This window comes from Kitasatospora sp. NPDC093550 (assembly GCF_044764985.1).
In the GTDB taxonomy this organism is placed as follows: Bacteria; Actinomycetota; Actinomycetes; order Streptomycetales; family Streptomycetaceae; genus Kitasatospora.
In genome coordinates this window covers 277,162-299,279 of sequence record NZ_JBIWJF010000004.1, presented here as the reverse complement: position 1 = coordinate 299,279, position 22,118 = coordinate 277,162, and the positions used below count along the sequence as shown (strand labels likewise).

23 protein-coding genes and 1 riboswitch are annotated in these 22,118 nt (G+C 74.4%); of the genes, 15 read left to right on the top strand and 8 right to left on the bottom strand.

What is annotated here, in order from left to right; genetic code table 11:
* Nucleotides 1–16: 16 nt before the first annotated feature.
* The 4 genes from ACIRD3_RS08570 to ACIRD3_RS08555 form a co-directional block, all read right to left on the bottom strand.
* Nucleotides 17–841 carry a hypothetical protein gene (locus tag ACIRD3_RS08570; protein ID WP_402213273.1) on the bottom strand — a complete coding sequence of 275 codons (825 nt, stop codon included), beginning with the start codon at nt 839–841 and terminating at the stop codon, nt 17–19.
* A 319-nt stretch (nt 842–1,160) separates the two neighbouring features.
* Complete coding sequence (locus ACIRD3_RS08565; protein ID WP_402213271.1) at nt 1,161–2,228, bottom strand: serine hydrolase domain-containing protein; 1,068 nt, start codon at nt 2,226–2,228, stop codon at nt 1,161–1,163.
* A gap of 162 nt (nt 2,229–2,390) precedes the next feature.
* The gene (locus tag ACIRD3_RS08560; RefSeq protein ID WP_402213269.1) at nt 2,391–2,804 is read right to left on the bottom strand and encodes an HIT family protein; all 414 of its coding nucleotides are present in this window, start codon (nt 2,802–2,804) and stop codon (nt 2,391–2,393) included.
* A gap of 251 nt (nt 2,805–3,055) precedes the next feature.
* Nucleotides 3,056–3,751 carry an MSMEG_1061 family FMN-dependent PPOX-type flavoprotein gene (locus ACIRD3_RS08555; RefSeq protein ID WP_402213267.1) on the bottom strand — a complete coding sequence of 232 codons (696 nt, stop codon included), beginning with the start codon at nt 3,749–3,751 and terminating at the stop codon, nt 3,056–3,058.
* 144 nt (nt 3,752–3,895) lie between these two features.
* Between ACIRD3_RS08555 and ACIRD3_RS08550 the strand changes: the two genes are divergently transcribed.
* A complete protein-coding gene (locus tag ACIRD3_RS08550; RefSeq protein ID WP_402213265.1) occupies nt 3,896–4,213 on the top strand; it encodes an antibiotic biosynthesis monooxygenase family protein in 318 nt (105 codons plus the stop codon).
* A gap of 57 nt (nt 4,214–4,270) precedes the next feature.
* Here the strand turns inward: ACIRD3_RS08550 and ACIRD3_RS08545 are convergent, their stop codons facing one another.
* A complete protein-coding gene (locus tag ACIRD3_RS08545) occupies nt 4,271–4,519 on the bottom strand; it encodes an SCO4226 family nickel-binding protein (protein WP_402213263.1) in 249 nt (82 codons plus the stop codon).
* A gap of 193 nt (nt 4,520–4,712) precedes the next feature.
* Nucleotides 4,713–4,840: riboswitch (FMN riboswitch) on the top strand.
* 219 nt (nt 4,841–5,059) lie between these two features.
* On the opposite strand from ACIRD3_RS08545, the gene ACIRD3_RS08540 reads away from it, so the two are divergent.
* The 10 genes from ACIRD3_RS08540 (at nt 5,060) to ACIRD3_RS08495 (ending at nt 13,942) form a co-directional block, all read left to right on the top strand.
* Nucleotides 5,060–5,761: a riboflavin synthase gene (locus ACIRD3_RS08540; RefSeq protein WP_402213261.1), complete on the top strand. Its 702-nt coding sequence runs from the start codon at nt 5,060–5,062 to the stop codon at nt 5,759–5,761.
* Entirely contained in the window at nt 5,758–6,405 is a 648-nt protein-coding gene (locus ACIRD3_RS08535; RefSeq protein WP_402213259.1) for a nicotinamide riboside transporter PnuC, read from the top strand. Before ACIRD3_RS08540 ends, ACIRD3_RS08535 begins: the two co-directional genes overlap by 4 nt.
* A complete protein-coding gene (locus ACIRD3_RS08530; RefSeq protein WP_402213257.1) occupies nt 6,402–7,673 on the top strand; it encodes a bifunctional 3,4-dihydroxy-2-butanone-4-phosphate synthase/GTP cyclohydrolase II in 1,272 nt (423 codons plus the stop codon). The genes ACIRD3_RS08535 and ACIRD3_RS08530 overlap by 4 nt, the downstream gene beginning before the upstream one ends.
* Before the next feature lie 48 nt (nt 7,674–7,721).
* Nucleotides 7,722–8,195, top strand: coding sequence for a 6,7-dimethyl-8-ribityllumazine synthase (gene ribH / locus ACIRD3_RS08525; protein ID WP_391550144.1), 474 nt, complete (start codon nt 7,722–7,724; stop codon nt 8,193–8,195).
* A gap of 125 nt (nt 8,196–8,320) precedes the next feature.
* Entirely contained in the window at nt 8,321–8,593 is a 273-nt protein-coding gene (locus ACIRD3_RS08520; protein ID WP_218200151.1) for a phosphoribosyl-ATP diphosphatase, read from the top strand.
* Between the two features lie 49 nt (nt 8,594–8,642).
* A complete protein-coding gene (gene hisG / locus ACIRD3_RS08515) occupies nt 8,643–9,491 on the top strand; it encodes an ATP phosphoribosyltransferase (RefSeq protein ID WP_402213255.1) in 849 nt (282 codons plus the stop codon).
* Between the two features lie 125 nt (nt 9,492–9,616).
* Nucleotides 9,617–10,057 (top strand): PH domain-containing protein, encoded by a 441-nt coding sequence (locus tag ACIRD3_RS08510; RefSeq protein ID WP_402213253.1) that lies wholly within the window; start codon nt 9,617–9,619, stop codon nt 10,055–10,057.
* A 314-nt stretch (nt 10,058–10,371) separates the two neighbouring features.
* Complete coding sequence (locus tag ACIRD3_RS08505) at nt 10,372–11,715, top strand: hemolysin family protein (protein ID WP_402213251.1); 1,344 nt, start codon at nt 10,372–10,374, stop codon at nt 11,713–11,715.
* A complete protein-coding gene (locus tag ACIRD3_RS08500) occupies nt 11,712–12,758 on the top strand; it encodes a hemolysin family protein (protein ID WP_402213249.1) in 1,047 nt (348 codons plus the stop codon). The genes ACIRD3_RS08505 and ACIRD3_RS08500 overlap by 4 nt, the downstream gene beginning before the upstream one ends.
* Nucleotides 12,759–12,955: 197 nt before the next feature.
* Entirely contained in the window at nt 12,956–13,942 is a 987-nt protein-coding gene (locus ACIRD3_RS08495) for an NAD-dependent epimerase/dehydratase family protein (protein ID WP_402213247.1), read from the top strand.
* A 49-nt stretch (nt 13,943–13,991) separates the two neighbouring features.
* On the opposite strand, the gene ACIRD3_RS08490 is transcribed toward ACIRD3_RS08495, so the two are convergent.
* Both ACIRD3_RS08490 and ACIRD3_RS08485 read right to left on the bottom strand, forming a co-directional pair.
* A complete protein-coding gene (locus tag ACIRD3_RS08490; protein ID WP_402213484.1) occupies nt 13,992–16,082 on the bottom strand; it encodes an AAA family ATPase in 2,091 nt (696 codons plus the stop codon).
* A 387-nt stretch (nt 16,083–16,469) separates the two neighbouring features.
* A complete protein-coding gene (locus ACIRD3_RS08485) occupies nt 16,470–17,126 on the bottom strand; it encodes a uridine kinase (protein ID WP_402213245.1) in 657 nt (218 codons plus the stop codon).
* Nucleotides 17,127–17,338: 212 nt separating this feature from the next.
* Between ACIRD3_RS08485 and ACIRD3_RS08480 the strand changes: the two genes are divergently transcribed.
* Entirely contained in the window at nt 17,339–18,502 is a 1,164-nt protein-coding gene (locus ACIRD3_RS08480; protein ID WP_402213243.1) for an acyl-CoA dehydrogenase family protein, read from the top strand.
* Between the two features lie 110 nt (nt 18,503–18,612).
* On the opposite strand, the gene ACIRD3_RS08475 is transcribed toward ACIRD3_RS08480, so the two are convergent.
* Entirely contained in the window at nt 18,613–19,137 is a 525-nt protein-coding gene (locus ACIRD3_RS08475) for a hypothetical protein (RefSeq protein ID WP_402213241.1), read from the bottom strand.
* Nucleotides 19,138–19,366: 229 nt separating this feature from the next.
* Here ACIRD3_RS08475 and ACIRD3_RS08470 point away from each other — a divergent pair, with 229 nt between their 5' ends.
* From ACIRD3_RS08470 to ACIRD3_RS08460, 3 genes are all read left to right on the top strand, one after another.
* Entirely contained in the window at nt 19,367–19,807 is a 441-nt protein-coding gene (locus ACIRD3_RS08470) for an Lrp/AsnC family transcriptional regulator (protein WP_045694655.1), read from the top strand.
* A 31-nt stretch (nt 19,808–19,838) separates the two neighbouring features.
* Nucleotides 19,839–21,446: an amidohydrolase gene (locus ACIRD3_RS08465; RefSeq protein ID WP_402213239.1), complete on the top strand. Its 1,608-nt coding sequence runs from the start codon at nt 19,839–19,841 to the stop codon at nt 21,444–21,446.
* Nucleotides 21,447–21,510: 64 nt separating this feature from the next.
* Nucleotides 21,511–21,972: an N-acetyltransferase gene (locus tag ACIRD3_RS08460; protein WP_402213237.1), complete on the top strand. Its 462-nt coding sequence runs from the start codon at nt 21,511–21,513 to the stop codon at nt 21,970–21,972.
* Nucleotides 21,973–22,118 lie beyond the last annotated feature (146 nt).

The window sequence follows — 22,118 nt, the reverse complement described above, 5'->3', positions numbered from 1 at the left end:
CCGCCGGACCTTTCCGTCAGGAGGCCCGGGCCGCGGCCCGGAGCTCCTCCAGGAAGTCCGCCGCGGCGCGGGCGTTGGGCACCGGGAGGGTGAGCGGCAGGCCGGCCGAGCGCGTCCGGATCTCCAGCTCCCCGAGGCCGGACGGACGGGCCGACACCACCTCCGCCCACCGGTAGGCCTCCGTCGCCGCGAGCGGGTGCGCGGGCCGGTGCACCAGCCCGCCGGCCGTCACCGTCAGCCGGCCGCGGGCGAACCGGACGCTGCCCTCGGCGCGCAGCGCCTGGTGGAGGGCGGCCCGGAACCCGGGGGAGAGACGCTCCTCCAGCTCCCGGAACAGCCCGCCCAGCCCGCGCAGCTGCGCCAGCACCACCGGCTCGTCCACGCCGGCCAGCCATATTCGCCCCTGCTCGGACGCTCCGCACCGCCCGCCGGGGGAGTACGCGGTGGCCTCCACCGAGGCCCACGGCAGCAGGCACTCGCCGCCGTCCGCCCCGACCAGCACCAGCCCGCCCTGGTGGACCCGTACGGCCCTCGGCCCGGAGGCCGGCCCGCGCAGCCACCCGAACCCGCTGGCCGCCACCACCGCGACGGCGCCCACCACGGGTGCGGGCCACCACTGGCCGAGCGCCAGGCAGGCCGCCAGGGCGACGACGGCCGCGCAGGCGTCCACCCACGCCAGCACCCACCGGGGCACCGGCCGGAACCGCCGGTGCACCCGTACCACCGGCCCGAGCCGCTCGGCAGGGCCGGCCTGGCAGCCCTGGCCCGTCCGGCCCGTCTGGCCGACTTGGCCGGCCGGACCGGCCGGCCGGGCCCGCGTCGGCGACCACACCACCGCCACGTCGGCCCCCTTTCACTCGGCGATCCCTCGTCGGAACAGCAGCTGCCGGATTCCCAGCATCGACCGTCGGCCGCACCCGGCAACAGTGTCGATCGGCACCTTTTGGCCCGAAACGACCCCGCCATCATCACCCCCCGCCCGAGGCCCACCGCGACCGGGGGTGCCGATGGGCAGGGCTGCGGCCCTCTGGCCGGGGCGAGCACCCGCGCCCCCGCCCCGCGCCCCCGCCCTCGCGCCCCGTCCCGCGCCTCCCACCCCCGCGCCCCGTCCCGTCCTCCCGCCCTGCCTCCCCGCCCCCGGCCGTCGCGAGGCCCCGCCGTCACCCCGCCGAAGCGAAGTCCCGCTGCAGCGTCCGCAGCAGCGCCGTGCCCGCCGGGTCGGCCGAGCGGCGGGTGTTGGCCAGCACCACCACCCCCACCTGCTTGTCCGGGTCGAAGGCCACGAAGGACCGGAACCCGCCCGTGCCCCCGTTGTGCCAGATCTGCAGGTGGCCGCCCTGCTGGGTGTGCAGCCGGTGGCCGAGCCAGCCCAGGTGCATCCAGGCGAACGGATTGACCCGGTGCCTGGTCTCCCGGGTGAGGGTGATCGCGGGCGCCAGCGGTGCGTCCGGCGCGCGGCCGGCGGCCAGCTGGGCCCGCAGGAATATCACGAGGTCGGCGGCGGTCGACCGGAGCCCGCCCATGCCCGGCAGGTCCGCCAGGTCCCAGTACGGCACCGGCCGTCCGCCCGCCGTGTGCCCCTGCGCGAGCCGCTCGGCCTGTCCCGCCCCGGGCCGCACGAGAGTGTCCGCGAGTCCCAGCGGGCCGCAGACCTCGCGCGCCACCAACTCCTCGTACCCCGTGCCGGCCCGGTGCGCGAGGGCCAGGCCGAGCAGCCCCGCTCCGAGGTTGGAGTAGCGGAAGCTGCGCCCGGGCGCGGCCCGCAGCCGCGTCCGGGCGAGCCCGCCCAGCACGTGCTCGGCGGTGCAATGGGCGTACGGGTCCGGGTCGTTGGGCTTGACCAGCGCCTTCGCGACCATCCCGCGGGGCAGCCGGGGGAGCCCCGCGGTGTGGGTGGCCAGGTGCCGCAGCGTGATCGGCTGCCCGCCCCTGCTCGGGACGACGGCCGGACCGCCGCCCGGCGCCCCGGCGAGCACCCCGGCGAGCGGCTCGTCCAGCCGCACCGTGCCGTCGAGCGCCAGCCTGGCGAGCACGAGGGAGGTGAACACCTTGGTGACGGAACCGATTTCGAACACGGTGTCAGGCCCGGGCGGGCCGCCGCCCGCGCGCGTCCTCCCGACACCGCGGATCTCCGTGTCGCCTCCGGCCAGCCCGGCGACCACCGCCCCGACGTGCCGGCCCGCCAGCTGGTCGGCCGTCTGCTGCACGACGCGCGCGAGTTCGTTCATGGCAGCGAGCCTAGGCGCGCCGACCGGCCCGATCCGTCCGCCTCGGAAACGATTCCGCCCGCTCCCGATGCTCCTCCAGGCGTACGCCCGGCTGCGCCCCGCACGGTACGGTCCCGACCCGCGGACCCCCTGCGGCGCGACCGCCCCTACACGGAACCGGGATCACCCCGCCAGCGCTGCCCGCAGCCTGGCCGCGACCTCCGCCGCCCCCGCCTCGTCCGGGTACTTCCCCCGGGGCCAGAAGAACCCGCGCAGCCCGTCCTTCGGATTGCGCGGCACCACGTGGACGTGCAGGTGCGGCACCGACTGGCTGATCCGGTTGTTGGCCGCCACGAAGCTGCCCGCCGCGCCCAGTCCGTGCTCGACGGCCGCGGCCACCCGCTGCACCCGCAGGAAGAACGGCCCCACCTGCTCGGCCGGGAGGTCCCCGAGGGTGCGGTGGTGGGTGCGGGGCACGACCAGGACGTGTCCGGGGAAGAGCGGCCTGCGGTCCAGGAAGGCCACCGCCACCTCGTCGTCCAGCACCCGGTGCGCGGGCTCCTCGCCCGCCACCACCGCACAGAAGACGCAGTCCATCCGTCCATTCAAGCCACCGCCGTCCGCCGCGGCACCCCGGCAAACCGCCCCGGGGCCCGCTTCACCCGACCGGCCGCCGACCGGGTGCGGCCACCCCGCCGCCGGGCGCACGGTGCCGCGGGGGGGCCGACCGGCGGGCGCACCGAGCGCCCCGCCCCGCCGGCGCGCACCGCGCGCCCCACGAGGAGGTGGCCCGGATGTCGGGCACCTTCGAGGACCACGAGGACTCCGGCGGCACGTACCGGTACGGCTCACTCGTACCGGTACAGCAAGGACTCCCGCTCGTTCTGCTCGATCATCTCGATGGTCAGCGACTCGTCCCGCAGGTGCGAGAGCGTGACCTCCGCCGAGGTCGGCTGCTCGTCCTTGGCGAGCCAGTTCTCCGGCTTCCACGCCGAGGAGCGCAGCAGGGCCTTCGGGCAGTGCGCGTACACCTCCTCCACCTCGACCACGATCGCGCTGCGCGGCGGCTTGCCGACGGCGGTCAGCTGCCGCAGCAGCTCCGGGTCGGTGGAGACGCAGGCCCGGCCGTTGACCCGCAGCGTGGTGTCCCGGCCCGGGACGACGAAGAGCAGCCCGACCCGGCCGTTCTCCAGGATGTTGTGGAGGGTGTCCAGCCGCTTGTTGCCGGTGGCGTCCGGTATGGCCAGGGTGTACTCGTCCAGCACCGAGACCAGCCCGGCCGGCCCGCCGCGCGGGGAGACGTCGCAGCGGCCGGCGGCGTCGGAGCTGGCCACGAAGACCAGCGAGGAGCACGCGATCAGCCGCTGCGCGACCTCGTGCAGGCGGTCGACCTGCTTGCGGCGCGCATGGTCGCCGGGCTGCTCGTAGACCTCGCGCAGCTGGTCGGGATCGCTGAGGGCTCCGGCGCCGAGCGCCTCGAACAGGCTGTTCGGCCGGGCCGGACTGGTGCTTGACGGAACGACAGCTTCCGGTGTGGTGGTCATACCGGGAATCTAGCCGAGGCCCCTCGGCGCCCCCGTCGGCCGACCACCCCGGGCCCCCGGCAGAAGACCGGCCGGACCCCTCGCCACCAGCGGTTTTCCGCTCATAATGGGGCCAGGGGCTCCAGCCGTCCGGAGGTGGTGGTCGTGATCGTCAGAATCTGGGCCGGGCAGGTGCTGGCCGGTCGCATCGAGGAATTCTGTGCCCACCTCACCGCCCAGGTGCTCCCCGAGCTGGGGCGGACGGACGGCTGCCTCGGCGGTGAGCTGCTGCGCTCGGTGTCGGACGAGAACGGGCACCGGGTGCTGGTGGTGAGCCGCTGGCGCGACGAGGAGGCCCTGCGCGGGTACGCCGGGCCGATGTGGCGGATCAGGCCGGTGTGGGCGGAGGGCGAGCTGCGCTACCTGGCCCACCCTCCGGAGGTCACCCACTTCCTGCAGATCGGCGCACCCGCCACGCTCTGAGCACCGCGGCCCTCACAGCGGGAGCACACACCGCAGCCCCATACCGGCCGAGCGGCCTCACACCGACAGCGGCACCGGGTGGATCTCGTCCGCCGGGTGCCCGGTCCGGCTGTGGACCCGCTGCACCGCTTCCTTGGACGGTGCGTCGGAGAGGCAGTACACCGTGCCCGACTCCGGGTCCGCCCAGGCGCGCTCGAACTGGACGCCCTCCTCGCCCTGGACCGCCAGGTCCGCCGCGTGGGCCTCCTTGAGCTGCTCGACCGTGATCCCGGCCATCCCGTGGTGGACGTCCATGAACTTCGCCATCGCGCTCGCCTCCGTCGCTTCGCCGCGTCGCCGGCAGGACCCCACCTACCAGCCTCTCCCCGGCCGTCGGCCTCCGCCACCGCGTACCACCCCGCCGCGCATTCCCCGCAAGTCCGTGAAACAGACCACAGCGGATGCCACTCCCTGCGCTTGCGTCGACCGTGGCAGAATGACGGCATCAGCAGTGACGTTCAGCGCACTCCGGGGTCGGTGAAAATCCGAACCGGCGGTTACAGTCCGCGACCCGTCCGCAGCCAGCGGCCGGTTGACCAGGTGAAATTCCTGGACCGACGGTTAAAGTCCGGATGGGAGGCGTGCGCGGGCGGACGAAGAGCAGTACCCGTGGTCCACCGTCATCGGACCGGACCGCGGTGAGGTGAACGCCGGGGGAGCAGTCTCTCCCGGGCCGGGCGAGCGATCTCCCGGCGGCTCGGGCAACCCCGCAGACGGGTGGTGCCGCGGGCCCGCGCACCGGTGCCCGTCCGTGTCATCTCCCCCTGCCGCCCCGGAGTCCGCGCCCCAAGCGCGAGGAGAACCCGGGTGTTCACCGGCATCATCGAAGAGCTCGGCGAGGTCGTGTCGATCGAGGAGATCGGCGACTCCTCGCGAATCCGCCTGCGCGGCCCGGTGGTCTGTGCGGACGCCGGTCACGGTGACTCCATCGCGGTCAACGGCGTCTGCCTGACCGTCGTCGACAGCCCGGAGGAACTGGCCCAGGGCACCGGTGAGTTCAGCGCGGACGTGATGGCCGAGACGCTGCACCGCTCCAGCCTGGGCGAGCTGAAGCCCGGTTCCCGGGTCAACCTGGAGCGCGCCATGGCGCTCGGCGCCCGCCTCGGCGGCCACCTCGTCCAGGGCCACGTCGACGCCACCGGGCGGCTGTTGAGCCGTGAGCCCGGCGAGCGCGACGCCGCCGGCGAACTGCGCTGGGAGGTCCTGCGGTTCTCGCTGCCCGGAACCATCTCCCGCTACCTGGTGGAGAAGGGCTCGATCACGGTCGACGGCGTCAGCCTCACCGTGGTGGAGGCCGCCGCTGACAGCTTCACCGTCAGCCTCATCCCGGCCACCCTCGCGCTGACCACGCTGGGCGCCAAGACCGTCGGCGAGAGCGTCAACCTGGAGGTGGACGTGCTCGCCAAGTACGTGGAGCGCCTCCTGGAGTCCCGCACCCTCCCGAACCTTCCCGGCCTCCCGGGCCTCCCGGGCCTGCCGACCGACGCAGCCGCGGAGGAGTCCAAGTGAGCTGGCTCAGCGGAGAAGCGTTCACCGTCCTCGGTGAACACGTGAAGTGGGCCGACATGATCGGCAACCTGCTCGGTTTCGGCGGCCTCGCGCTCGGCTGGCGCCGCTCGGTGTGGAGCTGGCCGGTCCAGCTGCTGTCCGGAGCGGTGCTGATCACCGCCTACCTCGGGGGCCACGTCCCCGGCCTGATCGGCAAGCAGCTGATCGTGATCGCCACCGCCGCCTGGGGCTGGGCGCAGTGGCGGCGTGGCCGCCGGGACACCGGCACCATCGCCGTACGGTTCGCCCGCTGGCCCGAGCGGCTGGCGCTGGTGGCCGGCACCGCGGCGGGCACGGTCGCGCTCGCCCTGCTGTTCACGTCCTACCCCAGCCTCTCCTGGAGCCCCTGGTCGGACGCCTACATCTTCGTCGGCACGCTGGCCGCGATGGTCGCCCAGGCACGCGGCTGGCTGGAGTTCTGGTTCGCCTGGATCGCCGTGGACGTCGTCGGCGTCCCGCTCGCCTTCAACAGCGGTTACACCTTCTCCGGCCTCACCTACTCCGTCTACTTCGTCCTGGTGCTGCTCGGCCTGCGCTCGTGGTGGCTGAGCACCCGTGAACCGCGCGCCACGTCCGCCACCGTCCCGCAGGGAGCCACGGCATGACCGAGAACCAGTCCGACAAGGGCACCACCGAGGCCGAGCTCGTCCTCGACCCGGTCGAGCGGGCGATCGCCGACATCGCCCTCGGCCGCGCGGTGATCGTGGTCGACGACGAGGACCGCGAGAACGAGGGCGACATCGTCTTCGCCGCCTCCGCCGCCACCCCCGAGCTGATGGCCTTCACCATCCGCTACAGCTCCGGCGTGATCTGCGCCCCGATGACCGGCGAGGAGCTGGACCGGCTCAAGCTCCCGCCGATGACCCAGGTCAACGAGGACCGCAAGGGCACCGCGTACACCGTCTCGGTGGACGCCCGCGAGGGGGTCGACACCGGGATCTCCGCGGCCGACCGCGCCCGCACCGTCCGGCTGCTCTCCTCGCCCGGCACCGAGCCCGGCGACCTCACCCGCCCGGGGCACGTCTTCCCGCTGCGCGCCGTCGAGGGCGGCGTGCTGGTCCGGCCCGGCCACACCGAGGCCGCCGTCGACCTGGCCCGGCTCGCCGGGCTGCCGCCGGCCGGCGCGATCGCCGAGGTGGTCAACGACGACGGCAGCATGGCCCGACTGCCCGAGCTGGTGGTCTTCGCCCGCGAGCACGGCCTCGCGATCATCTCCATCGAGGACCTGATCGCCTACCGCCGCCGCACCGAGCTGCACGTCGACCGGGCCGCCGTGACGGCCCTGCCCACCGTGCACGGCGAGTTCACCGCCGTCGGCTACCAGGGCACCATCGACGGCGTCGAGCACATCGCCCTGGTGGCGGGGGGCCTGGACGCGGACGGACGGCTGCCGGAGGGCGAGGACGTCCTGGTGCGGGTCCACTCCGAATGCCTGACCGGCGACGTCCTCGGCTCGCTGCGCTGCGACTGCGGCCCGCAGCTGGAGGCCTCGCTGCAGCGGGTCGCCGCGGCCGGCCGCGGCGTGGTGCTCTACCTGCGCGGGCACGAGGGCCGGGGGATCGGCCTGGCCCACAAGCTGCGCGCGTACGAGCTGCAGGAGCAGGGGCGCGACACCGTCGACGCCAACCTGGACCTCGGCCTGCCCGCCGACGCCCGGGACTACAGCATCGCCGCGCAGATGCTGGTGGACCTCGGCGTCCGCTCGCTCACCCTGCTCACCAACAACCCGCAGAAGCTGACCGCGCTCACCGAGCACGGCCTCAAGGTCAAGGGGCGTGAAGCGGTCGAGATCGCGCCCGGCGAGCACAACCTGCGCTACCTGCGGACCAAGCGCGACCGGATGGGCCACGACCTGCCCGGTCTCGGCTCCTGACCCCACCCCACCCGTACGAGCGAACGCACGAGAGAACGGACGAAGAACATGAGCGGCCACGGAGCCCCCGAGCTGACCATCGACGGCGCCGCCGACCTCAAGGTCGCCGTCATCGCCGCCCAGTGGCACGACCAGGTGATGAACGGCCTGCTGGACGGCGCCCACCGCGCGCTCAAGGAGCTGGGCATCGCCGAGCCGACCGTGCTGCGCGTCCCCGGCACCTTCGAACTCCCGGTGGCCGCCAAGCGCCTGGCCGAGCGCGGCTACGACGCCGTGGTGGCCCTCGGCGTGGTGATCCGCGGCGGCACCCCGCACTTCGACTACGTCTGCCAGGCCGCCACCGTCGGTCTGACCCAGGTCAGCGTCGACACCGGCGTCCCGGTCGGCTTCGGCGTGCTGACCTGCGACAACGAGGAGCAGGCGCTCGACCGCGCCGGGCTGCCGGGCTCCGCCGAGGACAAGGGCCACGAGGCCGTCACGGCCGCCGTCGCCACCGCCGCGGTGCTGCGCGCCGCGCTCTGACCCCCGGCCCGTACGGTCGCCGCCGCAGTGCCCCAGCGGTCCCGGACCGTGGACGTCCACCGGACTGTCCACGGTCCGGGACCGTTTACCGTCCGTCCGCCCGCACGCCGTAAGGTGGCCCCATCATGGCTTCGAAGACATTCGAGGAGCTCTTCGCCGAGCTCCAGCAGAAGGCCGCCACCGGCGACCCCTCGTCCTCCCGCACCGCGCAGCTCGTCCAGCAGGGCGTCCATGCGATCGGCAAGAAGGTCGTCGAGGAGGCCGCCGAGGTCTGGATGGCCGCCGAGTTCCAGTCGGACGAGCAGACGGCGGAGGAGATCTCGCAGCTCCTCTACCACCTTCAGGTGATGATGGTCGCCCGCGGGCTGACGCTCGACGACGTCTACAAGTACCTCTAAGCCGCTCCCCCCAGCACCCCGCTCCCAACAGGTAAGGAAGCAACCTCCCATGCTGCGCATCGCCGTCCCCAACAAGGGTTCTCTCTCGGGTCCCGCGGCGGAGATGCTCCATGAGGCCGGCTACCGGCAGCGGAAGGATCCCAAGGAGCTCGTCCTCGTCGACCCGGACAACCAGGTCGAGTTCTTCTTCCTCCGCCCGCGCGACATCGCCGTCTACGTCGGCTCCGGCCGCCTGGACGTCGGCATCACCGGCCGCGACCTGCTGCTGGACTCGCACTCCAACGCCGAGGAGGTGCTCGCCCTCGGCTTCGCCGGGTCGACCTTCCGCTTCGCGCGCCCCGAGGGCGTCGAGGTCGAGGACGTCAAGGGCCTGGAGGGCCTGCGGATCGCGACCTCCTACACCGGCCTGGTCGAGCAGCACCTGGCCGACCACGGCGTGAAGGCGACGGTCACCAAGCTGGACGGCGCGGTCGAGACCGCGGTGCAGCTGGGCGTCGCCGACGTGATCGCCGACGTGGTGGAGACCGGCACCAGCCTGCGCAACGCCGGCCTGGAGGTGTTCGGCGAGCCGATCTTGATCTCGGACGCCGTGGTGATCCGCCCCAAGGGCGCCGGCGACGACCCGCAGGTGGAGCAGTTCCTGCGCCGTCTCCAGGGCGTGCTGGTGGCCCGCCGCTACGTGCTGATGGACTACGACATCCGCGCGGAGAACGTCAGCGCCGCCGTGGGCCTCACCCCTGGCCTGGAGTCGCCGACCGTCTCGCCGCTGCACACCGAGGGCTGGGTCGCCGTCCGCGCGATGGTGCTCCGCAAGGAGGCGCAGCGGATCATGGACGACCTGTGGGGCATCGGCGCCCGGGCGATCCTGGTCACCAACATCCACGCCTGCCGCCTCTGACCTGCTCGCACGTCCGCGAGTAAAGGACGGTTCAATGGGGCGGGGACGCCGGCCGGCGTCCCCGCCCCGTCGCGCTTCCTCCGCCGGAACCGGCCGCCGCCACCAGAACCACCCGGAGACCCCACGTGTCCACGCCGTCCGTCGAGTTCCCCGTCACCTGGGCGCCGCGCCGCACCCGCATCGTGCTGCTGCCGGTCTGCGTCCTGCTGGTGGTGCTGTTCGCCGTGCTGGCGGTGCTGCTCCCGGAGAACTGGCAGCTCAACGACCGGATCATGATGGTCGTCAGCGGTGTCGCGTTCGCCGGCGTCGGCCTGATGCTGGCCCGCCCCCGGGTGACCGCCGACGCGGACGGCGTGACGGTGGTGAACTTCGTGCGCAGCCGCCGGCTGGCCTGGGCGGAGATCGTCCGGGTCAACTTCCGCCAGGGCGACCCGTGGGCCACCCTGGACCTCGCCGACGGCACCTCGCTGGCCGCGGTCGGCATCCAGTCCGGGGTCGGCAAGGCCCAGGCCATCGCGGCCGCCCGCACGCTGCGCGACCTCGTCGAGCACCACGCCCACGCCTGACGCACCACGCCCGCGCCTGACGCACCAGGCCCACGCGTGACGCACCACGCCCGGGTCCGACGTCCCCGCCCCGGCGTTGCCGCACCGGCCCGGCGTCCCCGCCGGGCCCCCGAACACTCCTCCGACGCCCGTCCGGGTATGGTCTACGCTGGTAAAAGCAGGGCAAAGGCCGCCCTGCCCCGGAGCGCGCGCCGAGAGCGCCGCCGAAGCGACCGCCCGCACCGACCTGAGGAGTGACACTCCCCCTCGATGGACGATCCGTCCGGTAGTACCTGCGCCGCCTCACTTCCGGCCCCCGGAAGGCAGGCGGCACTGTGATCACCGCCTGGCTGCTGTTGTTCGCAGCCGTTCTCCTGATCCTGGCCAACGGCCTGTTCGTGGCCGCCGAGTTCTCCTTCGTGACCGTCGAGCGCGGGGCGGTGGAACGTTCCGCCGAGGCGGGCGACGCCCAGTCCGGCCGGGTCGCCAGGGCCCTGCGGCACCTCTCCTTCGAGCTCTCCGGGGCCCAGCTCGGCATCACCGTCACCTCGCTGGTGGTCGGCATGCTCGCCGAGCCGGCCCTGTCGACGCTGCTCGCCCCCGTGATGTCCGGCCTCGGCGTGCCCGACGCGGCCGCCCGCGGCGTCGCCGTGATCGTCGGCATGGTGCTGGCCACCGTCGTGCAGATGGTGATCGGCGAGCTGGTGCCGAAGAACTGGGCGATCTCCCGCCCGCTCCAGGTGGCCCGTGCGGTCGCCGCTCCGCACATGGCCTTCTCCTTCGCCTGCCGTCCGCTGATCAGCTTCCTCAACGGCGCCGCCGACCGTACGGTCCGGGCCTTCGGCGTCGAGCCGCAGGAGGAGCTGGGCCACGCCCGGACCCCGGCCGAGCTGGTCTCGCTGGCCCGGCACTCGGCCAGGGCCGGCGCGATAGACGAGGAGTCGGCGACGCTGTTCGTCCGCACCCTGGGCCTGAGCGAGCTGACCGCCGAGTCCGTGATGACCCCGCGCGTCGACGTGGTCGCGCTGCAGCGCGACGCCACCGCCTCCGACGTCCTCAACCTGACCCGGGCCACCGGACTGTCCCGCTTCCCGGTCTACTCCGACAGCCTGGACGAGGTCACCGGCACCGTGACCCTCAAGGACGCCCTCGCCGTCCCGGCCGCCCGCCGCGGCCTGGTGCGGGTCGCCGAGCTGTCCTCGCCGCCGCTGCTGGTGCCCGAGACCCTGTCCGCCGAGGTGCTGCTCGACCGGCTGCGCCGGCTCCAGCCGATGGCGATCGTGGTCGACGAGTACGGCGGAACCGCCGGCGTCGTCACCGTCGAGGACATCGTCGAGGAGATCGTCGGTGAGGTGCAGGACGAGCACGACCCGGAGGACCACCCCGAACTGCTCCCGCTGCCGCCCGTCGACGGCCTGCCGGTCTGGGAGGCCGACGGCCGCGCCCGGATCGACCAGCTGGAGGAGATCGGCCTGAACGCCCCCGACGGCCCGTACGAGACGCTGGCCGGCCTGGTCGCCGATCTGCTCGGCAAGCTCCCCGCGGTGGGCGAGCAGGCGGAGCTGCCCGGCTGGCGGTTCACCGTGACCGGTGTCGACCGCCACCGCACCAGCCAGGTCCGGGTGGAGCGCACCACCGCGCCCGCCTCGTTCCACGAGGACGGGGAGGACGTCCGATGACCGCGCTCCAACTGGCCGTCGCGGTCCTGCTGCTGCTCGGCAACGCCTTCTTCGTCGGCGCCGAGTTCGCCGTCGTGTCCGTGCGCCGCAGCCAGATCGAGCCGCTCGCGGAGGCCGGGCACAAGCGTGCCCGCACCGTGCTGCACGCGCTGTCCAACGTCTCCGCGATGCTGGCCGCCGCCCAGCTCGGCATCACCGTCTGCTCGCTGGGCCTCGGTGCCCTCGCCGAGCCGACCATCGCCTCCCTGCTGGAGGGGCCGTTCCACGCGATCGGCGTCCCGTCCGGCCTGATGCACCCGCTCTCGTACGGGATCTCGCTCGCCGTCGTGGTCTTCCTGCACATGGTGATGGGCGAGATGGTGCCGAAGAACATGGCCATGGCCGGCCCGGAGAAGGCCGCGCTCTGGCTCGGCCCGCCGCTGGACCGGCTGGCCCGCTGGCTCGCCCCGGTGATCCGGCTGCTGAACGCCCTCGCCAACGGCGTGCTGAAGCTGTTCCGGGTCGACGCCAAGGACGAGGTCGAGTCGGTCTTCACCACCGAGCAGCTGATGTACCTGCTGGCCGACTCGCGGGACGCCGGCCTGCTGGACGAGGACCGCCAGGAGCGCCTGGAGGACGCCCTGGAGCTGGGCCGCCGCCCGGTCACCGAGGTGCTGCTCGAGCCCGAGCAGCTGGTCACGGTGGACACCAAGGCGACCGCCGCCGACGTCGAGGAGCTCGCCCTGCGCACCGGCTTCTCGCGCTTCCCGGTCACCGACGGCGACCCGGCCGGCCAGGGTTACCTCGGCTACGTGCACCTCAAGGACATCCTCGACGTGGAGGACCCGTCCGCCCCGATCCCGGCCCGGCTGTGGCGGCCGATCACGGTGCTGCGCGGCGGCCTCCCGCTGGACGACGCCCTCGGCGCGATGCGCCGCGCGGCCTGCCACCTGGCCGCCGTGCTGGACCAGGACGGGCGCACGCTCGGCGTGGTCATGCTGGAGGACGTCCTGGAGGAGCTGATCGGCGAGACCCACGACCCGGACCACCGGGCCACCGCCTAGCGACCCACCGCCTGGCGCCCCGACCGCCTGGCGACCCGACCGTCCGGTCACCCGCCCGTCCGGCAACCGGGGTGATCGCCCCGGCTTTCCCGCTGTCCGGCGTTCCCGCTTCCGCCGACGGCGTGTTCGCCCGGGGCGATTCTGCCCACAGCAGGCAGCCGTTCCCCGCCGGCCGCCCCCGGGGGAGAGTGGTGGGCATGAGACTTCTCCTGCTGGGTGGAACCGGGTTCGTCGGGCGGGTCGTCGCCGAGGAGGCGCTGGCCCGGGGCTGGGACGTGACGGCGCTCAACCGCGGTACGCAGCCCGCCCCCGAGGGCGTCCGGGTGCTGAAGGGCGACCGGACGGCCGAGGACGGGCTCGCGGCGCTCGGGGCGGGGGAGTGGGACGCGGTGGTGGACACCTGGTCCTGGGCCCCGGCGGCGGTGCGCGACAGCGCCCGGGCGCTCCACGGCCGGGTCGGCCACTACGCGTACGTCTCCAGCCGGTCGGTGTACGACTACCCGTCGGTGGGCGGCCCGGGCGAGTCGGCGAACGTGGTCGACTCCTCCCCGGACCTCACCGGCGAGGTGCCCTACGCCGAGGCCAAGCGCGGTGCCGAACTGGCCCTGGAGGCGGAGTTCGGCGGACGGGCCCTGCTGGTCCGCGCCGGGCTGATCCTCGGCCCGCACGAGGACATCGGCCGGCTGCCCTGGTGGCTGAACCGGATCGCCCGGGGCGGCCCGGTGCTCGCCCCCGGGCCGCGCGAGCTGGCGCTGCAGTACATCGACGTCCGCGACCTCGCGGCCTGGACGCTGGACGCGGCGGTGGCCCGCCTCGCCGGCCCGTACAACGTGGTCAGCCCGTCCGGGCACGCCACCATGGGGGAGCTGCTGGAGGCCTGCGTGCGGGCCACCGGCTCGGACGCCGAACTGCGCTGGACGGACCCGGAGCGGATCCTGGCGGCGGGCGTCGAGCCGTGGACCGAGCTGCCGGTCTGGCTGGCACCCGGTGAGCTGTACGCGTTCCTCCACACCGGCTCGGTGGAGCGCGCGATCGGCGCCGGGCTGCACTGCCGTCCGGTCGCCGAGACGGTCGAGGACACCTGGGCCTGGCTGCGGTCGATCGGCGGCGACGCCCCACAGCGCGGCGACCGGATCAGGGCCGGGCTCGACCCCGAGCGGGAGGCCGCGCTGCTCGGGGGCTGAGACCGCGCTGCCGCACGGAAGAGCCGGGGAGCCGGTCAACCGGCCGGGGTCAGCCCCGGCCGTCGATCAGCTCGCCGTACGCCTGGACGAGGTCCGGCAGGCGCAGCGTGGCCAGGTCCTCCCGGCCCGGCGGCTCGCGCAGCAGCGACAGCCGCAGGTCCCGGTAGGCGCAGGACTTCTCGTACAGGGTGCGGATGAACCGCCCGTTGCCCAGTTCGTCGATCCAGCCCTCGCGGACCACGTGGGTGCAGATGCTGGCCAGCTCCTCGGCGGCGTCCTCGTCCCAGCCGTCGCCGTCCCGGCCGGCCAGCGCGGCGCCGATCGCGGTCAGCTCGCCCGGCCGGTAGCTGGGGAAGTCGACCCGGGTGGTGAAGCGGGAGTTGAGGCCGGGGTTCGTGGCGAGCAGCCGGTTCATGCCCTCCGGGTAGCCGGCCAGGATCACCACCAGCCGGTCCCGGTTGTCCTCGGCGCGCTTGAGCAGCACCTGCAGCGCCTCGTCGCCGTAGGCGTCGCCCTTGGTGTAGCCGGAGTTGGAGAGGCTGTACGCCTCGTCGATGAACAGCACGCCGTCCAGTGCGGAGTCGATCAGTTCGTTCGCCTTGACGGCGGTCTGGCCGAGGAACTCGCCCACCAGGTCGGCCCGTTGGGCCTCCACCAGGTGGTCGCCGGAGAGCAGGCCGAGGGCGTGGAAGACCCGGCCGAGGATGCGGGCCACGGTGGTCTTGCCAGTGCCGGAGGGGCCGGAGAAGACGAAGTGGCGTTTGGGCGGCTGGACCGGCAGGCCCTGCGCGGCCCGCAGCCGCGACATTCTCAACTGGGCTGACAAAGCCCGCACTTGGCGCTTGACCGGCTCCATGCCGACCATCAGCGAGAGTTCCGCCAGGGCGGCGTCCAGCCCGCGCTCGTCACCGCCGGCCCGGGGCGCGGGCCCGACGGCGGCCCGGGACTGCGGCTGGCCGCGGACGGGCAGCGGCGGCGCGGCGGGCCCGGTCGGTGCGGTCGGTGCTCCCGAGCCGGAGCGCTCCCCGGCGGCCTGGGGAGCGCCGTCGAACAGGGCACCGTCGAGCAGCGCGCCGTCGGGCAGCGCCTCGGCCGGCCCTCCGTCCACCAGACTGGCGTCCACCGACGGCCCGCCGCCCGCCACTCCGCCGCCCGCCACCCCGCCGCCGGGCACTCCGCCGCCGGGTACTCCGCTGCCGGGCACCCCGGCGTTCGACGCCCCGCCGTTCAGCACCCCGTCGCCGGAGACGGTCGCGCCGTCCCTCCCGTCCCCGTCGCCGAAGTCCTCGCCGCACCCCGGGTCGGCCGGGTACCCCGCGTCGTCCAGGAACCCCGCCTCGACGCCCGGCCCGCCGTCCTCGGCCGTGCCCGAGCGTCCGTCGGCCGGCAGCCCGTCGGCCATCAGCCCGTCCGCCACCAACCCGTCCGCGAGCCCGTCCTCGGCCGAGATGGCGGCCAGCCGGGTGGCGGTGTCCATGAACGCCGGGTCCGCCCGGTGCACCGCCCGGTAGAGCGGCAGCGCCGCCGCGCTGCGCCCGGCTCCCTCGTACGCCCGCGCCAGCCAGTAGCGCAGCTCCTTGCGCTGCGGCTGCTCGGAGCGGCAGCGGGCCAGCGAGGCGGCCAGCGGCGCCTGCGCCTGCGCGCACATGTCGAGCCGCACCCGCGCCATGCCGGCGAACAGCCCGGCCTCGATGCCCAGCAGCGGGTCGTCCAGCAGCCGGTCGGTGTCCCGGATCAGCTGCTCCCAGTCCTTGAGCAGGTAGGAGCGGCAGGCGTACAGAAAGCGGGCGGACGGGTCCTCGCTCGGGGCCGGGCACTGCTCCAGGGCCCGGTCCAGCTCGGCCAGGTGGCGGCCGTCCAGCCAGTGCGAAGCGTGCGCGAGGGCGAGGTCGCGGGCGTCCTCCAGGACGGGCTGCACCCACCAGCCCAGCCAGTACCAGGAGCTGAGCGGCCGTCGGTGCAGCCGCCGTTGCTCGCCGAACCGCTTCTGGTTGCGGTACATCGCGAGCAGTGCCGCCGAGGTGTCGCTGCGCAGCGCGTGCAGGCCGAGCCAGGCGTCGGCCATACCGGGGTCCAGCCGGACGGCCGCCCGGAACTCCTCCTCGGCCCGGGCGTAGGCGCCGGCCGTGTAGGCGTCCATGGCGCGCAGCCAGGCCCGGTCGGCGAGTCGGTCCGGGCCGCCCGCCGTGCTGTCGGAACTGTCCACCGTCGTCACTCACGCCCCCCGCGGTGTGGCCCGGGGCTCGGCCGACGAGTCGCCTTCGCAGGCCTGGCCGGTGGTCGTCGAGCCCCTGCGGCGCATATGCGCCTGCCAGGAATCGTACCGGGGCGGGGCTGATCCGGAAGGGTGCCGCACAGGGTCAAATGCGATCGTGCGAGCGGCCGTTGAGCCCCCGGGGGCCGAAACGGGCGGCGGGGGAACGAGATTCGGAAGGGGACCGGACGGCGCCCCCGGCTCACGGGGGAACAAGCCGGGGACGCCGGGTCCGAGCGGCCGGAAGCTTTCGTTCCGGCAGCTGAGGAGAACCTAGGTCCTGGTGATGTCGCAGGTCAAGGCGGTTGTTGAAGGTTCACCGACGGTGCCCGGTGCGATCCGGCCGGTCACCCCGTCGACCCGCGTCGCGGCGTACGGGCGGCTCGGGTCGGCGGCGAAATGCGCCGATTCGGCCCGGGCCCAGCCCGCCCAGAACTCGGCCAGATCCGGCCCGTCCCGCTCCTCGCCGCGCCGCCGGGCCGCGTCGGCGTCCAGCTCCATCCAGATCACCCGGGCCAGCCAGGGCCGCACCGCCCGGCGCCCCGCGCCGACGCCCTCGACCAGCACCACCGGCGCGGCCGGCACCTCGGTCGTGCCCGCGAAGCGGCGCAGCGTCCAGTCGTACACCCGGTACGCGGCGTCCCGCCCGGCCGCCAGCGGCTCCAGCACCTGCTCGCGCAGCCGCCCGGTCCACCCGAAGAGCTCCTCGTGGGTGGCCAGGTCGTCGAGGTGCACCACCGGAGCCCCGCCGAGCTCCGCCGCCAGCCGCCCGGCGAAGGTGGTCTTGCCGGAGCCCGCGTGCCCGTCCACCGCGACCAGCCGCACCGGCCCGCAGGACGGCGGGAGTGCGCGCAGCTCCGCCGCGAGGGCGCCCAGCCCGTCACGGGGAGTGGGCGGAGCATGGGTGGGGAGGGTTCCGGAAGCAGCCACATCGTCAACCCTACGGTGCCGTATCCCACCACTGCGGACAGTTGATCCGTGCAGGTCGTGACGGCGGGAGCGGATTCGGGCATACTCGCATCGCCACGCATGTGAACGGCCGTTCACCGCAACCCGGTGCCGGTCGGGCGACCTGCCACACCACGCCCCGGACCGAGCCACACCCCCGGTCCGGCGCCCCGAACGAGGAGGCGACCGCCGCCATGACCCCCTCCCCTCTGAAAGCCGTGGAGCGCCAGCTGCCCAGCGAGGAGGCCCGCGAGCTGCTGAGCCTCACCCGGGACCTGGTCCAGCGCGAGCTGCAGCCGCGCGCGGCGGAGGACGAGGCCGCCGGCCGCTTCCCGCGGGAGGTCTTCCGCACCCTCGGGGAGGCGGGCCTGCTCTCCCTCCCGTACGACGAGCGGTACGGCGGCGGCGAGCAGCCCTACGAGGTGTACCTGCAGGTGCTGGAGGAGCTCGCGGCCGGCTGGCTGGCCGTGGGCCTCGGCGTCAGCGTGCACACCCTCTCCTGCCACGCGCTGGCCACCTTCGGCACCGACGAGCAGCGCGACAAGTGGCTGCCCGGCATGCTCTCCGGCGAGCAGCTCGGCGCCTACTGCCTCTCCGAGCCGCAGTCCGGCTCGGACGCGGCCGCCCTGCGCACCCGCGCCGACCTCGACGGCGAGGCCTACGTGGTGAACGGCACCAAGGCCTGGATCACCCACGGCGGGCAGGCCGACTTCTACAGCGCCCTGGTGCGTACCGGCGGCGAGGGCGCCAGGGGCGTCAGCTGCCTGCTGGTCCCGGGCACCCAGCAGGGCCTGTCGGCGGCCCAGCCGGAGCACAAGATGGGCATGCGCTCCTCGCCGACCGCCCAGCTGCACTTCGACGGTGCCCGGGTGCCCCGCGAGCGGCTGATCGGCGAGGAGGGCCAGGGCTTCCAGATCGCGCTCGCCGCGCTGGACTCCGGCCGCCTCGGCATCGCCGCCTGCGCGATCGGCGTCGCCCAGGCCGCGCTCGACCTCGCGGTCGACTACGCCCGCACCCGGCGCCAGTTCGGCCGCCCGATCGCCGAGTTCCAGGGCCTGTCCTTCATGCTCGCCGACATGGCCACCCAGATCGAGGCCGGCCGCGCGCTCTACCTGTCCGCGGCGCGTCTGAAGGACGCGGGCCGGCCGTTCTCCAAGGAGGCGGCGATGGCCAAGCTTTTCTGCACCGACACGGTGATGCGGGTGACCACCGACGCCGTCCAGGTGCTCGGCGGCTACGGCTACACCCAGGACTTCCCGGCGGAGCGCTTCATGCGCGAGGCCAAGGTGCTGCAGATCGTCGAGGGCACCAACCAGATCCAGCGCCTGGTGATCGGCCGCCACCTCACCAAGGGCTGACGCCCGACGGAGGGCCGGTGCCCGCGAGGGCCCGGCGCCTCCCCCCGCAACGGCCTCCGGCCGTCACTCCAGGGTGCGGAGTGACGGCCGGAGGCGTTCCTGTCGGAGCGTCAACTCGCCCGTGCGGAGCGGGCGGTCAGCGAGGTCCGGGCGATCCGGCGGCGCTGCTCCGGGATCGACCGCAGCGCGGCCACCGTCGGGACGACCGGGACGGCGGGGACCGTCGAGTCGATCGCGGCGACCCGCACCGGGCGGTGCGCCACCGCGTGCGAGAACGGCTGGGTGCGCCAGTCCAGCCCGGTCGGGAGCTTGACCAGCGTGCCGAACCCGGCCGGTTCGGCGTCCTCCGGAGCCTCCACCTCCGCCAGGTCGTCCGTGGGCGTGCCCGAACCGGGGCAGATCGCGGGGGCGAAGGGGTTCCAGGCGGTCGGCAGGAGGGCGTGCTGCGGCAGCCGCTCCTCGTCCGCCACCAGGGCGATCGGGCGGCTGCACTCGGGGCAGTTGACCCGGAAGATGTCCCAGGTCTCGGCCTCGCCGGGGTCGGTGCCCGGCGAGTGGTCGACCGCGAGGTCGTCGCGGCCGGTCATATCGTCGGTCTCGTCGGCAGCGAGCGCGCGCTCGTCAGTAGCAGGCATGTGGATCCCCCTAGGATCGGGCCCGGCGTGGTCATCCAGGGCCACAACCAGCACTTCCCTGCGATCCGGACTCATAACCCTGCGGTGGTGTGCACCGTGATGCACCGGGTGTGTCCTTGGCCACACCCGGTGCCACATTCACCCGGCACGTGCCCGTACGGCACCTGCGATCGCTCCCCGTGCCACCTCGTGCGCCCCCCGTGCTCCCGACCGGGTAGGTTTGCCGACTGTGGAGGATCTCGACCAACGCATCGTCCAGCTGCTCCTGGAGGACGGCCGGATGAGCTATACGGACCTGGGCAAGGCGACCGGCCTGTCCACCTCGGCGGTGCACCAGCGCGTGCGCCGCCTCGAACAGCGCGGGGTGATCCGCGGCTACACCGCGATCATCGACCCGGACGCCGTCGACCTGGCACTGACCGCGTTCATCTCGGTCAAGCCGTTCGACCCCAGCGCCCCGGACGACACCCCCGAACGCCTGGCCGGCCTGCCCGAGATCGAGGCCTGCCACAGCGTCGCCGGGGACGAGAACTACATCCTCAAGGTCCGCGTCGGCGCCCCCGGCGACCTGGAGGACCTGCTCGCCCGCATCCGCAGCGCCGCCGGCGTCTCCACCCGCACCACCGTCGTGCTCTCCACGCCGTACGAGGCGCGACCCCCGAAGCTCTGAGGCCGAAGCACCGGGGTGCAGACTTGGCCGCATGACCGAACGCACCCCACGGACCGTCCTGCTGCGCGGCGGCGCCGTCTACAGCCCCGCCGACCCCTTCGCCACCGCGATGCTCGTGGAGGGCGAGCACATCGCCTGGGTCGGCAGCGACGGCGCCGCCGAGGCGTACGCCGCGACGGCCGACGAGATCGTCGAGCTGGACGGCGCCCTGGTCACCCCCGCCTTCGTGGACGCCCACGTGCACGCCACCGCCACCGGCCTGGCGCTCACCGGCCTCGACCTCACCGGCAGCCCCTCGCTGGCCGCCGCCCTGGCGGCCGTCACCGCGTTCGTCGACGCCCGCACCGAGCCGGGCGGGGTACTGATCGGCCACGGCTGGGACGAGACCGGCTGGCCCGAGGGCCGCCCGCCCACGCTCGCCGAACTCGACGCCGCCGCCCGGGGCGCCGCGCTCTACCTCTCCCGCACCGACGTGCACTCCGCGCTCGCCACCACCGCCCTGCGCACCCTGACCGAGGGCCTCGCCGAGCGGCCCGGGTACGACGCCGGGGGCCCGCTCACCAAGGACGCCCACCACGCCGTCCGCCGGACCGCCCTCGCCCACCTGACGCCCGAGCAGCGCCGCCGCGCCCAGCGCGCCGCCCTGGCCCGCGCCGCCGAACTCGGCATCGGCGCCCTGCACGAGTGCGCCGGCCCGGAGATCTCCTCCGAGCAGGACCTGGCCGCCCTGCTGGAGCTCGCCGCCGAAGGCGAGGGCCCCGAGGTCTTCGGCTACTGGGGCGAGCTGGGCGGCGTCGAGACCGCCCGCCGGCTCGGCGCGGTCGGCGCCGGCGGCGACCTCTTCGTCGACGGCGCGCTCGGCTCGCACACCGCCTGTCTGCACACCCCGTACGCCGACGCCGCGCACACCGGCGCCGCCTACCTGACCGCCGAGCAGGTCGCCGACCACGTCGCCGCCTGCACCGAGGCCGGTCTGCAGGCCGGCTTCCACGCCATCGGCGACGCCGCCGTGACGGCCGTGATCGAGGGCGTCCGGGCGGCCGGCGAGCGGGTCGGCGCCGGCCGGGTCAAGGCCCTGCGCCACCGCGTCGAGCACGCCGAGGCCCTGGACGACAAGTCCATCGCGGCCTTCGCCGAGCTCGGCCTCACCGCGTCCGTCCAGCCCGCCTTCGACGCCGCCTGGGGCGGCCCGGAGGGCATGTACGTCCAGCGGTTGGGCGCCGAGCGGGCGGCCGCCCTCAACCCCTTCGCCGCACTGCTGCGGGCGGGTGTCCCGCTGGCCTTCGGCTCGGACGCCCCGGTCACCCCGCTCGACCCCTGGGGCACCGTCCGGGCCGCGGCCTTCCACCGGACCCTGGACCACCGGATCTCGGTCCGGGCGGCCTTCACCGCGCACACCCGCGGCGGCTGGCGGGCGATCGGCCGCGACCAGGACGGCGTGCTGGTGCCCGGTGCGGTCGCCAGCTACGCGATCTGGGCGGCGGCCGAGCTGGTCGTCCAGGCCCCCGACTCCCGGGTGGCCGGCTGGTCCACCGACCCGCGCTCCGGCACCCCCGGCCTGCCCGACCTCACCCCGGGCCACCCCCTGCCGACCTGCCTGCGCACCGTGGTCCGCGGCCGCACCGTGCACCGGCGCTGACCACCCCCCAACCAGCGCGAAAACCGGATGAACCGGCGCCGCACCGGCCCGTAGGTTGATCACCATGACGACCGAACCCCTGGTGCCCGCCGACTTCACCGTCCCGCGCGAGCTGCTCGCCCCGGAATTCCGCCTGGAGCCCCTGGGCGAGCAGCACAACGCCTCCGACCACGCCGCCTGGACCGGCAGCATCGCGCACATCCGGGCCACCCCCGGCTTCGTCGGCCGCGACTGGCCCCCGGTCGACGGCATGTCGCCGGAGCTGAACCTCGCCGATCTGCGCCGCCACGCCGCCGACTTCGCCGCCCGCACCGGCTTCACCTACACCGTCCTGGAGCCGGACCGGGACGAGGTGATCGGCTGCGTGTACATCTACCCGGACCGCCAGGACCCGTCCGTGGTCTCGGTCAGTTCCTGGGTCCGCGCCGACCGCGCCGAGCTGGACGCCCCGCTCCACCGCACCGTCTCCGCCTGGCTCGCCGAGCACTGGCCGCTGGGCCCGGTCCGCTACGCCGAGCGGGCCTGACGAGCGGGCCTGACGAGGCCTGACGAGCGGGTCCGACGAGCGCGGGCCCGCCGGGGCGGCCGAGGGGGTAGCACCCTCACCTCACGCCCCTCCGACGTTCCGGGGTACCTTCTTCGCACAGCGTCCGAACAGCACGACCCAGGAAG